Source organism: Spiroplasma endosymbiont of Dasysyrphus albostriatus, from assembly GCF_964019495.1.
Lineage (GTDB): Bacteria > Bacillota_I > Bacilli_A > Mycoplasmatales > VBWQ01 > Spiroplasma_E.
Genome location: NZ_OZ026447.1, coordinates 959,436 through 972,722, shown reverse-complemented (window position 1 = coordinate 972,722; position 13,287 = coordinate 959,436). Strand labels below are relative to the sequence as shown.

Here is a 13,287-nt window from a genome sequence, read left to right as displayed (position 1 = left end):
TTTCTAATCCTCAAGATAACTTTCGACTTCTTCATCGTAAGTTACAACTTTTTGTTCTTGACCTTTTTCGTCAATTAACACAATATTTATTCCTAAACCTTGTAGTTCTTTTGTTAAAACATTAAATGATTCAGGGATACCTGGCGTTGGAATTTGTTTATTACGTAGAATCGCTTCATAAGTTTTAATTCTACCTTTAATATCATCAGATTTAATAGTTAGGATTTCTTGTAAAGTATGAGCAGCACCATAAGCTTCTAATGCTCAAACTTCCATTTCTCCAAATCTTTGTCCACCATTTTGTGCCTTACCACCTAATGGTTGTTGAGTAATTAATGAATATGGGCCCACATTACGAGCATGTAATTTATCATCTACCATGTGTGATAGTTTTAACATATACATAACACCAACTGAAATTTTCTTGGCAAACTTTTCACCAGTTAAACCATCATATAATGTTAATTTATCAAAGTCATTATATTTTGCTTCTTTCATAATATCTAACAAGTCTTGATTTTTTGCACCATCAAAAACAGGGGTTGCTACTTTAATTCCTAAAGTTTTAGCAGCCATTCCTAAGTGTAATTCAAGAATTTGTCCAATATTCATCCGCGATGGTACTCCTAATGGATTTAACATAATATCAACTGGTGTTCCATCTTCTAGGAAAGGCATATCTTCAATTGGTAAGACTTTAGAAATAACACCTTTATTTCCGTGTCTTCCAGCCATTTTATCTCCTTCTCGGATTTTACGTTTTTGTACAATAAATACTTTAACTACTTCTTCTACTTCTGAAGGTAAGTCAAAATCATCTTCACGTTTATAACGTTTAATACCTTGAACAATTCCAGCACCACCATTAGGTACTCGTAATGAATTATCTTTAACATTACGTGATTTTTCACCAAAAATAGCTGCTAATAATTTTTCTTCAGCAGTTGATTGTGTTTGACCTTTTGGTGTAACTTTACCAACAAGAATATCTCCTTCTTTAACTTCAGTTCCAATTAAAACAATTCCTTCATCATCAAGATAACGTCTTGATTGTTCAGAAGTATTAGGGATTTCACGTGTAATTTCTTCTTTACCTTGTTTTGTTTTTCGACATTCTAAATTATATTCTTCAATATGCATTGAAGTATAAACATCATCTTTTACTAAACGTTCACTAATAATAATAGCATCTTCATAGTTATAACCATGTCAAGTCATGAAAGCAATAATTACATTTTGTCCTAATGCAAGTTCACCATCTTTCATTGAAGGTCCGTCTGCTAAAATTTGATTAACTTCAACTTTATCACCAACTTTTACTAATGGCACATGAGTTACTGCTGTTCCTTGATTACTACGTTCAAAACGACTTAACTCATAAGTTGTTATTTCATCTTCTGATTTAATAATAATTTCATGAGAATCAACATATTGTACAACTCCCGGTAAATTAGCAACAATAGCTAATCCTGAGTCACGAGCAACAGCATACTCAACACCCGTACCAACAATTGGTGTTTGTGGTTTTAATAATGGAATTGCTTGACGTTGCATATTAGCACCCATTAAAGCACGGTTAGCATCATCATTTTCTAAAAAGGGAATACAACTTGTAGCTATTGACACAATTTGTTTTGGTGAAACATCAATATATTCAACTTCGTTTGGTCCAACAATAATATTTTGACCATTACTACGAGCAATAACATTATTATTTTTAATAACATTATTAGTATCTAATTCAATATTAGCTTGTGCAATGATATAATTCTTTTCTTCACCGGCAGTTAAATATTTAATTTCATTAGTAATTTTACCTGCAATTACTTGACGGTAAGGTGTTTCAATAAAACCGTATTCATTAATACGAGCATAAGTGGCTAAATTATTGATTAAACCAATATTAGGTCCTTCAGGAGTTTCAATTGGACAAATTCTTCCATAGTGAGAATAGTGAACATCACGAACTTCTAAACTAGCACGATCACGTGATAATCCACCAGGTCCTAAAGCAGTTAAACGTCTTTTATTAGCCAATTCTGCTAATGGATTAGTTTGATCCATAAATTGTGATAATTGTGATAAGTTAAAAAACTCACCAATAACAGCTGTTAATGGTTTATTATTTATAATATTTGCTGGTTTCATTTTATCACTATCAGTAGTTGACATTTTTTCTTTAACATTTTTTTCAATACGTCCCATCCCGATACGAAATTGGTTTTGTAGTAATTCACCAATTGTACGAATACGACGATTTGCTAAGTGATCAATATCATCAGCATTACCAATACCATGAACAAAATTTAAAATATAAGAAAGAGTTGCTAAAATATCAGCAATAGTAATAATTACTTCTTTACATTTAGGATTAATTCCAACAACATTAATAACTTCATTTAATCTTTCTTTATCATTATAAACTTTAATTAACTGCACATAATGTTTTGGTTCACTATCACTAATTGATGTTTTTAAAGGTACTAAACATGCTCCTTCTTCTAATACTGTTTTTAGAATTTCTAATTGTGATTTACCAATTACTGTTTTTTTGGATAAAACAACTTTACCTCTAATATCTTTAATATCTTCAGCTAGAGTGTAATTTAAAACACGATCTGTAATAGCTAATTTTTGAATTAACTTATATCTTCCTGCTTTTGTTAAATCATATTTTTTTGAATCAAATAATAATCCAGTTAAAAATTTTGCAGCACCATCAACACTGGCAGTTTCTCCGGCTTTAATTTTTTTATAAATTTCTTGTACTGCTGCTGGTCAATTTTGATGTTCATCATATTCATAAGTATTTAATAAAACATCATCTTTACCAATTATATTAATAACATCATCTTTAGTTAATCCTAAGGCAGTAAGTAAAGTGGTTACTGCAATTTTACGTGATTTTTCAATTTTAACTTGAATAATATCTTTAATTGCATTTTTATTACGAACTAATTTATTACGTTTAGAATCAGTTTCAAATTCTAGTCAAGTTCCACGTGATGGAATTAAATCACCTAAAAATTTATATAATCCGGTTTTTGGATCAATTTCAATTTTAAAATATGCACCTGGTGAACGAACTAATTGTGAAACAACAACCTTTTCACTTCCATTAATAATAAAGGTTCCTTTTTGTGTCATTAATGGAAAATCACCTAAAAATACATCTCCTTCACGAGTTAATGTATAATCAACAATTAAAACATCTTCTTCTCTACTTTTAATAGTAACTTCAATAGTTGAAAATTCACTATTAGCATGAACATTTTTTTCTTCAAAATAATATATATTATCGCTAACTTTTGGTTCATTAATGTTTTTAATACCAAATTGGTCTTTAATTCAACGCATTAAATAATCTAAAATATTATCTTTAGCAGCAATAGTTAAATTACGATTATTTTCATGAATTGATAAAGATAATTTTGTATAGATTGGTGCTTCATAAGTTTTTGACTCATCTTTTGCTTCTTTTAATGTTCTTCTTGGTTTACGAAATTCTCAATCAATCAATGATAAAATAATACGATTATCATTATCAGTTACCGGAAATATTTCATTAAATACTTCTTGTATTCCTGTATCAATAAATCATTTATAAGTATCACGTTGAATTGAAATTAAATCAGGAAGTTCTAAATTTCCTGATACTTTAGTATAGTCACGTCTTTTAGCATAATGACCAAATTGTTTTGTAGTATATGACATTGGTTCATCTCCAATTTTAAAAATTTATTAAAATCAAATAATTTGATTTCAGTTAATTAGTATTAAATTACTAATTAGTTTGATAAAATATTAAGTTTTAAGTTGATAATTTTTAGTTAAATAACAAACAGAAAACCAGTATTAATTAAAACTGGTTTTCATATAAATTTTTAATATTTGAACTACTTAACTTCAACAATAGCACCAACGGCTTTTAACGTTGCTTCGTGTTCTGTTGCTTTTGCTGTATCAATATTTTCTAAAATCTTTTGTGGTCCTGTTGCTACTGCATCAACCATTTTTTTAGCATCCATTAAAGACATTGTACCACCAACAATTGCCTTAACTGCTTTAATAACATCAACTTTTTTGTCTCCTACTTCTTTTAAGATTACAGAAACTGTTGATGGTTTTGTTGCTTCTTCTTTAGCTGCTGCTGGTGCAGAAGCAACTGCTGCAGTTACTCCAAAAGTTGTTTCAATTAATTCAACTAATTCTTTTAATTGAACTGCTGTCATTGTTTTAACATGTTCAATAATTTGTTTATTTGTAATATTTTCCATTATTTTTTCCTCCATATTTTTTTTATTTAATAAGTGTTAATTATGCGTTTTCTTTTTGTTGGGCTACTGCTTTAATTGCTAAAGCCAAATTGCGAACTGGTGCTTGTAAACAAGAAGCTAACATTGAAATTAATTCTAATTTTGATGGTAATGAAGCTATTTTTTGTAACTCACTTTGGTCAATAACTTTCCCTTCAAAAATGCCACCTCTTAATACTAATAATTTATTAATTTTAGCATAATTAGAAACTATTTTAGCTGTTTCTAAGTCGTTTTCAAATCCAAAGATAAAACCATTTGGGCCAACTAAACTACTTTCAAGCGATGAATATTCTTTTTTTAAAGCACGAGCAACTAAATTATTCTTATAAATAGTGAATGTTGCACCTTTAGCTCTTAATTCCTTACGTAAAGAACTAATTTCTTCAACATTCATACCTTGATATTGTACAACAATTGTTGTTTTTGAATCATTAATTTGCTTAGCAATTAAATCAATAGTTTTTTGTTTTTCAACCATTGCTGGGCGCATAAGTACACCTCCTTATTATTCTGAAATAACTAGCAATAAGTAGTAAATAAAACTCGGAGCAAAACCGAGTAAATCACATGCATATATAATGATGGAAATTACCTGAGCAACATAATTAAGACAAAAGTCCGTTGCTGTCTTTGGCTTATTCTAGCTTGTATATTATATGATATATATATATTAAAATCAAGAAAAATTTACAAAAGATTAAATAAATAATTTTTTATTATATATCTTTTAAGTTATAAACACTATTTTTAATAACATAAATGCTAATTTCATCAATATCTTAATTAAGATTAAAAAAATAAATTTAAAATAAACTTCATATTGAAGTTTATTTTAATTAAAAAAATTGTTTTTTTTATAACTGGTTACTGTTTTTACTACTAGAGTTTTTACTTTCACTTGAAGAAGATTCACTATTTATTTTTGATTTATCTAACTCAAGATTTTTACAAACTCTTTCTCTTCTTTCAGATTCATTTTTTTCTCCTCAAGCTTTATTTATTTTATCAGCATTTTTAGCATGTGCTTCTTGTTTTAATTTATTATTCCTTTCACTTTTTGAATATTTTTTCTACCTTTAAATACTCAATAAAATTATATATTTTTTATTAAAAATATATATAAAAATATATAAAAAATTATTCTTACTTAATTAAGTAAGAATAATTAAACTAATTATCGTTATATTTTAAAATGAATAACGTCGTTGTCTTACATTTGTAGGAGGTTGCATATTGTCCATAGAATTAGCTTTATCTACATCAAACTGATTTTCAACTGGAATTATATTATTTTCAAAATTTATTATTGTTTTATCATTCATTAGTTCATTTATAGTTTTAAGTTTTCTACCATCCAGTTCTTGTTTTAATATATTAAATTGTGTTTCTAACTTAGTTTCTAATTTATCACTTGTTAAATCCTTAGATACTGATTTAACTTCTTTTTTTTCTTTTTCTTTTTTATCTTTATTATTTTTAAATATTTTATTATAAATTCATGATTCAACTTTTTTTGATGCAGTTGAAAAAACTGATGTAATTGCTTTAAAACCTCCACTAATAAAAACTGAAGCAATAGCAATATCAATCTTAATTGTTGCCACTACTGCAGCAGCCAAATAAGGAGCTAAAATCACAGAAAGCAAATTTGGAAGAACAGCAATAACAATAGTAATGACTAAAATAATAACCCAAACTTTTCACTCCGTTTTAGATGGCTTTGATTTTAATTCCATTTGTTCTTTTAATAATTCTTTAACTGGCATTGTACTAATATTATTTGCATTTTCTTTATCAATTAAACAAGTGCTTTTTTTATATTCTTCAATACTCTGGTACTTTTTAGTTTGTTTTCAAACTTCAACCTCATTTTTTTCATTATTATCAAAATATATTATTTCTTCAAAAATTGATTCATCATTATAAACTACAGTTGTTATATAAAATATCTTATCTTCAATTGGAAAAATTTCTTCATAAATTTTTTGAACATTTTGACTTTTAATATTTCATTCTTTTTTTATTTCTTTTTTTAACTTAGAAATATTAGAAAATATTTCTAGTTTTTGCTCTTCAGTTAAATTTTCTTCATCAATTTTTCTTTGTAGTTCTATTCTTCTATTAATATTTTCTTTTAATGATAACGGCATCCAATCATCACTATAACTATCTAGTTGATTATTTAAATTGCTTATAGTATTTTCTAATTCTTCAATTTTAGAATTATTTTTTTCAATATTATTATTCAATTCTTTTTTTATATTTCTTTGTTCTTCAATTTCTAATTCTTTATCTGATATTGTTTCTTTAAGCGCAAAATATTCTCTAAATTCACTATCGGTTGTATTTTGTTTCTTAGTTTTATTCATTTCCATTTTTCTTTCTTTACGTTTTAAATCATCAAGTAATGGATTAAGTTGAATAATTTCTAATTCAAAAAGATTTTCTCTAATAATAGTTAATTTTTTATTTAAATCATCATTTGTTCTTTTGACATCTTCTAATTGTTTTGTAAAATTAAAAATTTCTTCTCTAAGTTTACTTATCTTTTGATCTTCTATAATTGTAAGAACCTGTTTAGAATCTTTTAGAAAATAATGTAAAATTACTATATATTTTAAAATAAGAGGTATATATGCATAAAAATTATCCAAGTCATGTTACTAAAGAACAATTTGAGAACATAAAATCAACTTTAGAAAACAGCAAAAAGAAAACAAAACCAAGAAATTTAGATTTATATGAAGTGTTTTGTGCAGTTTTATATGTATTAAAAAGTGGTTGTCAATGAAGAATGTTACCAAAAAATTTTCCAAAATGACAAACTGTATATTATTATTTCCAAATTTGAAGTAAAAACAATGATAAAGAACCTAGTGTATTGCAATTAATTTTAAAAAAAATTAGTTAAAAAGATTCGTATTAAGAATCATCGAAAAGAAAAAACTAGTTTTTGTATAATTGATTCGCAAAGTGTTAAAAATACAGATACTACTGAAAATAAAGGTTATGATGCTGGTAAAAAGATTTCAGGAATAAAACGTCATATTGCAGTTGATACGCAAGGTTTACCACATGCAATTTACATAACTACAGCAGAAAAAACAGATCGTAATAGTGCTATCATAATGATTAAAAGTGAAAAAGAAAATCTTTCTACAGTTCAAAAAATAATAGTAGATGCTGGCTATACTGGTGAAAAATTTGCTTCTGCAATCAAAACAATCATAAATGCAAATGTTGAAGTTGTAAAACGTAATGAATTACATTCTTTTGTAGTATTGCCAAAAAGATGAGTTGTAGAACGAAGCTTTGCATGATTAGAAAAATGCAGAAGATTATGAAAAAATTGTGAAAGAAAACTAAATACTAGTTTACAAATGGTTGTTCTTTCCTTTATTTCAATTTTATTAAAAAGATTCTAAACAGGTTCTTATATTTTCAAATCTATTAGGTATTAATTCAGTTAATCCACTAATAAGATTTGAAATACCATAAGCATTTAAACTAATATATGTATCTCAATCCATTAATGACTGATGTTCTTGTCTATCTAATAATAATCATGGTGGACCCTCAGTTGTAGTTGTAGTAGTTATTGGAGTTGGTGTTGTTGGAATAATTGGAGTAATATTATTTTCTGTTCATTTACTATAATTTGCTAAACCAATTGTTCCTAAACCTAGTAATATTTTTTTACTACTATTAATTAATTTAGTTTTAGTATTTGGTCTTTGATTTAAATTTCATATATCTAAACCTAATTTTTTACCAAATAATAAACTATTAATTGAACCTAATACTGGATTTGAAATTACTTGACCATAATAAGCACTTGTACCAATCATTGCACAAATTGGACTTATACCAGTTCTAATGAGGCTTTTTAATAATCTGTGTTTCTTTGTTTTACAAAGTTACTAATTCAGATTAATTCTGTCTTCAAATTTTATCATAAAATGAGCAATTGCTGTATTTCAATTTTGAATGGGCATTGTTCATTTTTTTGTTATATTGTCAATTGCTAAATAAAATATTTTAAAAACTGACATATCGTTAGGAAAAACTTTTTTATTTCTGATGACTTTTCGTAATTGACTATTAACAGATTCAATAGCATTTGTGGTATAAATTACCCTTTTTATTTCTGCAGGATAACTAATAAAAACCATTAAATTATCTCAATTTTTATATCAAGATTTAGCAATTTGTGGATATTGTTTAGTTCATTTATTTTCAAATGATTCTAAAGCTTGCATTGCTTGTTCTTCACTACATGCAGTATAAATTGGTTTTAAATCTGCAACTAGAGATTTTCTATGCTTATATGAGACATATTTCAAACTATTTCTAATTTGATGAACGATGCATAATTGATGTTCGGTTTTAGGATAAACTGATTGTATTGCTTCTGACATGCCTGTTAAATTATCACTACAAGCAATCAGAATATCATTTAAGCCACGATTTTTCATTTCTGTGAAATTGGCTAATCAAAATTTAGAACCTTCATTTTCACTAATTCATAAACCTAAAACATCTTTTTTACCTTCTAAATCAACTCCTAAAGCTATATAAACTGATTTATTAATAATCCGTTTATCTTGTCGTACTTTAACTACTATACAATCAAAATAAACAATCGGATAAACACTATCTAATGGTCGATTTTGCCATGCTTTGACGTCATCAATAACATCATCAGTAATTTGACTAATAACACTTTCACTAATATCAGCACCATGATATAACTCTTGTAATTGCATTCTAATATCTGATAATGTCATACCTTTTGCATATAAAGAAAGAACTTGTTGATCAAAACCATCAAATCTTCTTTGTCTTTTTGCAACTATTACAGGATTAAAATTACTATTACGATCTCTTGGTACATCAATTTCAATTTTACCTTGTTGGGTTATTAATTTTTTTGAACTTATACCATTACGAGCATTGTCACTATTACTATGTTGATTCTTATCATATCCTAAATAATTTTGCATCTCAGAATTCAACATTTTTTCTACTAATCTTTTTGTTAATTCTTTATATAATCCTCCCTCTTTAAAAACTGTTGTTAAATCTTCAGTATTTTCTAATAATAAATCTACTGCTTGTGATATTGGATCATTGTTATTAATATTTTGCTTTTTAGCCATCTGTAACTCACTCTTTCTAGAAAATTAATTATATTTACTAGAACTAATTAAACATAGTTATTTTTGTAAGTTACACAGATTACTAAACATTACCGTTCTAATTAATTTAGTTAAAGTATAATTTGATTGTGTATTTTCGTTTGGCATTTTATTCTCCTTTATTTGTTTTTATCAATTCTCTTATAACATCTAATAAGGAATCTACTACATAAGAATTTAATTCAAATTCATAATTTCTAATTTTAATTTTTTCCTTTTGCATTTATTTGTTCTCCCTTAATTTTCTAATTTTTTAATTGTTACTTTAATTCAACCTTGATAAACATCATTATCACCAACTATTAATGCAACATTACCTTCGGGGTCAGAAACAATTATGTGTTTTGATTTAACATTTGGATATTGTCTTAAAATAATTGCTCTAATATCATTACTTGTATGAATTGATTTGGGAAATGGTGATAATATTTCAATTTCATCTTTATTTTCAAACAAAGTAGGTAATATTATCATTAGTCAAATTCTCCATTTTCTATTTTTTCAATTAATAAATTTAAAATATTTTTGTCAAAATTAGAGTTTGTATAATTGATTTTTTTAGTTCATTTAATTATATCTTTCATATATTTAAGTAATTTTTCTTTATTCATTATCAAATTCACCCTTTTTAATATTTTCATCTCATAAAGATATAAAATTTAATTTTCCTTGTGCATATCCGTGTCAATAATCATCATTTATTTCATTGGTATTTTTAATAATTCATTCATACTCATTTTTTAAATATTTAATTAAATTTTCTTTATATTCATTAATATATTTTTGAGCCATTTTTCTTCTTATATTTTCAACTTTTATCATATGTTCTTCACAAAAATATCTTACTTGTACATTATCTTTATCTAATTTTGTTGGTAAATTATTACAATTAGTTATATGTTTACCAACTTCATTAACTTCACTAAAACAACATGGTATATTTTCTTTATTCATTATTTACTTTCCTTTTTATATTTTTTTTCTTGATTTATTAATAAATTTATTAAAATTATTTGTTTATCAATGTCACCTAATTTTTTTAAAAGATATTCATATCTTTTTTTAAAATCTTCACTATCAATATCTCTATCTTTATAAATTAAATTTTTCAGTTTTTTTATTTTATATAAGGTTTTTGGAGAATATATTTCTCCATCCATACAAAGAAAACATTTCATTATTTACTTTCCTTATTTTCAATTTGATTAGCAATTTCATTTAATATTTTTAATATTTTATATTCATTTTTTAATTCTTTAATAATAAATATTAAAATTATTATTAGTGTTATACTTGTTATTAATATTGGTACTATTAATAAAATTTTTCATAATATCATTTTTTACTCTTTTCATTTTTTAAATCATTTAACATTAATTGAACAAAATGCACGATTTATATTCATATTTCAATTATTAAAGATTTCACCAGTTACTATAATTTCATCATTTTTGTTTAATAAAATACATCGGTTATAAAGTTTTGGTTTATTAAAAATTAAAGTAACATAGTTTAATCCATTTCATTGACCACGAACACTATAATATAATTCTTTATTACCTTTTTCGTAATATTTTGCTTCAATAGTATTACTAAGTTTTAATGTTAATTTGACATAATTTGCTTTATCCTTCATTTTTATAATTCCTTAAATAATATTGAATATGCTTATATGCATCTTGTTCATGTTTTGATAATTTTATATTTCCTTTATAATTTTCAATTTTATTTTTATTTTTTGGTTCACTTTCTTGATAATCTCAATTCATAACATCTTGTACTAATACCATTAATGCACCAATAATTTTAGGAGTTGCTAATGGATTAGTTAATAATTGTTTTGAATTTAAAAAGAAATTTTCTACAATAACTAATATTTTGTTGCTATTAATAAAATGTTTTTTAGTTAATAAGAAGTATTCTTTATACATATTTTTGCTTTCTAAAAGTGTTTTAGTTTTAAATGTTTCATTAAAAACAATATTATTAGTTTCATTTGAATAAATAACAATTCCATTATTACCAATTCCAGCAGGGTCAATTCCAATAATTAATTCATATTGCATTATTAATCAAACTCACCATTATTGATTTTTTTAATTAATGAATAATATATGGCATCATTATTTGCACTTCTATATCCATCATTTTCAATTTTATTTTCTAAATATGTAATTAATTTTTCTTTATATTCATTAATTATTTCTTTTTTAAAATTTTCTCTTAATTTTTTTATATTATTTAAATGTTCTTTTATTATTTCTTGATTACGTTTTTTATTATATTCATTAATAATTTCTTGGTCTTTGCAAGAAAATGGTTTTTCTTTATCCATACTTATATCTCCTACTTAACCTAATATTTAAAATACAGTCATAACAAATTGCTTTACTATTTTTATCTCTTAAAAAATATTTTCTTGTTTTTATATCATTAGTATTAAAGAATAAATAATCTAATTTATGTTGTTTACATGTTCAACAAAAATACTTTTTCATTATGAGTTGAAATTTCCTTATACGAAGTAACTATATAATTAATTGGTAAATCATTATGATTATATGGATTATTTATTTTAAAACCTTTTCTGTTTTCTTCTCACGTAATGTTATATTTAAAACAAGGATTAGTAATTTTAGTTTTGTTATCAGTTATTTCACCCATAAATCAACTATTATGCTGTTCATAAAATGTTAGTGGGTGGTTAGCCCTAATTACTGGACCATATTTTGATAGATATTTCTAAATTTTTATTTGTAATATTGGTGGTTTTAAAAATTTAGAATGTATTCTTTCATAATTATAAAACATAACATATTGATTTACATCATTAATAGCTTCATTGATTGTTAAATATTGATTTGAGTCTTTAGGCAATCATTCTTGAGATAAATGTGAAAATCAATTTTCAGATATGACATTACCGCCAATATCATATGGTTGTTTTTTGCTTAAAATTATTTGTTTGTTTTTTGCTCATTTTGTAATTTCTTGACAATAAAATTCGTTGGCGTTATCTGAATGTAAAATAACGTTTTTTATTTGATTTCAAGAAAATTGGTTGTTTATTTTTTCAAGTGCAGGAAGAATTAAATCTTGATATGATTTATTTGAAAATGTATTATAACTAACAACATTATTTGAATAAAAATCAATAATTACAAAAAGATATAGTCAACCTTCTTTGGTGTTTATTTGTTTAGTATCCATTGATCAAATTTGATTTGAAGCGGTTGTACTTTTGTAATCTTTGTTTACTTTATCCATTGTAGGTATTCACTTATTTGGATTTTTTTTGTTTTTAGGATAGTTATTTTTAGTTTGTTTTAATCCTTGAATATTGTGTTTTTTCATAATTTTTCGCATTTGTTTTGTTGATAATTCTATATTTAAAATGATATTTTTCTCTTGTTTTAATCACTCTTTAAAAGCTGAAAAAATTCTTAAATATCCATAAATTCTACCTTTTCTTGTAGAATGAAATTCGATTAAAAGTTGGCATAATTCTTGATATTTATGATTGCAATTAATAATATGATTTTTTTCTTTTTTAATAAGTTTTTGTTTATTTTTTAAAAAGTAATATGTTGATCTGTTTAATTGAAGATATTGACATAAGTTTCTAATTGAATATTGATTTTTGCAATCATCGATAATTTTAATTTTTTCTTTGATATTTAATTTGTTAATTATTAATGCTATTTGTTTAATTTTATCCATTAATAAAAATCCTTTCAGGTCAAAATTAGTGTTCATTATATAACACAATT

At 24.7% G+C, this 13,287-nt stretch carries 17 protein-coding genes and 1 other annotated feature; of the genes, 1 reads left to right on the top strand and 16 read right to left on the bottom strand.

What is annotated here, in order from left to right; genetic code table 4:
• Positions 1-3: 3 nt before the first annotated feature.
• From AACL11_RS05880 to AACL11_RS05865, 4 genes are all read right to left on the bottom strand, one after another.
• Positions 4-3,714 carry a DNA-directed RNA polymerase subunit beta gene (locus tag AACL11_RS05880; RefSeq protein ID WP_338986686.1) on the bottom strand — a complete coding sequence of 1,237 codons (3,711 nt, stop codon included), beginning with the start codon at positions 3,712-3,714 and terminating at the stop codon, positions 4-6.
• Positions 3,715-3,896: 182 nt separating this feature from the next.
• Positions 3,897-4,277 (bottom strand): 50S ribosomal protein L7/L12, encoded by a 381-nt coding sequence (rplL, locus tag AACL11_RS05875; RefSeq protein ID WP_252320298.1) that lies wholly within the window; start codon positions 4,275-4,277, stop codon positions 3,897-3,899.
• 40 nt (positions 4,278-4,317) lie between these two features.
• Positions 4,318-4,809, bottom strand: a complete 492-nt coding sequence (gene rplJ, locus AACL11_RS05870) for a 50S ribosomal protein L10 (RefSeq protein WP_252320296.1) — start codon at positions 4,807-4,809, stop codon at positions 4,318-4,320.
• Positions 4,810-4,845: 36 nt separating this feature from the next.
• Positions 4,846-4,971 (bottom strand) — a sequence feature (ribosomal protein L10 leader region).
• 535 nt (positions 4,972-5,506) lie between these two features.
• The gene (locus tag AACL11_RS05865; RefSeq protein ID WP_338986684.1) at positions 5,507-6,973 is read right to left on the bottom strand and encodes a hypothetical protein; all 1,467 of its coding nucleotides are present in this window, start codon (positions 6,971-6,973) and stop codon (positions 5,507-5,509) included.
• Between AACL11_RS05865 and AACL11_RS05860 the strand changes: the two genes are divergently transcribed.
• Positions 6,955-7,744 (top strand): IS5 family transposase gene (locus AACL11_RS05860; protein WP_281747819.1). Its coding sequence is split into 2 segments (ribosomal slippage): positions 6,955-7,215 and positions 7,217-7,744, totalling 789 coding nucleotides; the frame shifts between segments, so codons are not numbered across the junction. The genes AACL11_RS05865 and AACL11_RS05860 overlap by 19 nt on opposite strands.
• Here AACL11_RS05860 and AACL11_RS05855 read toward each other — a convergent pair.
• The 12 genes from AACL11_RS05855 to AACL11_RS05800 all read right to left on the bottom strand — a co-directional run bounded on the left by AACL11_RS05855 (position 7,730) and on the right by AACL11_RS05800 (position 13,273).
• The gene (locus AACL11_RS05855; protein WP_338986682.1) at positions 7,730-8,167 is read right to left on the bottom strand and encodes a hypothetical protein; all 438 of its coding nucleotides are present in this window, start codon (positions 8,165-8,167) and stop codon (positions 7,730-7,732) included. The genes AACL11_RS05860 and AACL11_RS05855 overlap by 15 nt on opposite strands.
• Before the next feature lie 72 nt (positions 8,168-8,239).
• Positions 8,240-9,478 carry an IS256 family transposase gene (locus AACL11_RS05850; protein WP_338986680.1) on the bottom strand — a complete coding sequence of 413 codons (1,239 nt, stop codon included), beginning with the start codon at positions 9,476-9,478 and terminating at the stop codon, positions 8,240-8,242.
• A 276-nt stretch (positions 9,479-9,754) separates the two neighbouring features.
• On the bottom strand, positions 9,755-9,991 hold the full coding sequence (locus AACL11_RS05845) for a hypothetical protein (RefSeq protein ID WP_338986677.1): 237 nt from the start codon (positions 9,989-9,991) through the stop codon (positions 9,755-9,757).
• Positions 9,991-10,128 carry a hypothetical protein gene (locus AACL11_RS05840; RefSeq protein ID WP_338986674.1) on the bottom strand — a complete coding sequence of 46 codons (138 nt, stop codon included), beginning with the start codon at positions 10,126-10,128 and terminating at the stop codon, positions 9,991-9,993. Before AACL11_RS05840 ends, AACL11_RS05845 begins: the two co-directional genes overlap by 1 nt.
• Positions 10,121-10,471: a hypothetical protein gene (locus AACL11_RS05835; protein ID WP_338986673.1), complete on the bottom strand. Its 351-nt coding sequence runs from the start codon at positions 10,469-10,471 to the stop codon at positions 10,121-10,123. Before AACL11_RS05835 ends, AACL11_RS05840 begins: the two co-directional genes overlap by 8 nt.
• On the bottom strand, positions 10,471-10,677 hold the full coding sequence (locus AACL11_RS05830; protein WP_338986671.1) for a hypothetical protein: 207 nt from the start codon (positions 10,675-10,677) through the stop codon (positions 10,471-10,473). Before AACL11_RS05830 ends, AACL11_RS05835 begins: the two co-directional genes overlap by 1 nt.
• 17 nt (positions 10,678-10,694) lie before the next feature.
• Positions 10,695-10,856, bottom strand: a complete 162-nt coding sequence (locus AACL11_RS05825; protein WP_338986669.1) for a hypothetical protein — start codon at positions 10,854-10,856, stop codon at positions 10,695-10,697.
• Positions 10,857-10,859: 3 nt separating this feature from the next.
• Positions 10,860-11,153 (bottom strand): hypothetical protein, encoded by a 294-nt coding sequence (locus AACL11_RS05820; protein WP_338986666.1) that lies wholly within the window; start codon positions 11,151-11,153, stop codon positions 10,860-10,862.
• Positions 11,143-11,583: a hypothetical protein gene (locus AACL11_RS05815; protein ID WP_338986663.1), complete on the bottom strand. Its 441-nt coding sequence runs from the start codon at positions 11,581-11,583 to the stop codon at positions 11,143-11,145. Before AACL11_RS05815 ends, AACL11_RS05820 begins: the two co-directional genes overlap by 11 nt.
• Positions 11,584-11,585: 2 nt before the next feature.
• Entirely contained in the window at positions 11,586-11,852 is a 267-nt protein-coding gene (locus tag AACL11_RS05810; protein WP_338986662.1) for a hypothetical protein, read from the bottom strand.
• A 134-nt stretch (positions 11,853-11,986) separates the two neighbouring features.
• On the bottom strand, positions 11,987-12,181 hold the full coding sequence (locus AACL11_RS05805) for a hypothetical protein (RefSeq protein WP_338986661.1): 195 nt from the start codon (positions 12,179-12,181) through the stop codon (positions 11,987-11,989).
• A 78-nt stretch (positions 12,182-12,259) separates the two neighbouring features.
• Positions 12,260-13,273 (bottom strand): IS3 family transposase, encoded by a 1,014-nt coding sequence (locus AACL11_RS05800; RefSeq protein WP_338986622.1) that lies wholly within the window; start codon positions 13,271-13,273, stop codon positions 12,260-12,262.
• Positions 13,274-13,287: the final 14 nt, after the last annotated feature.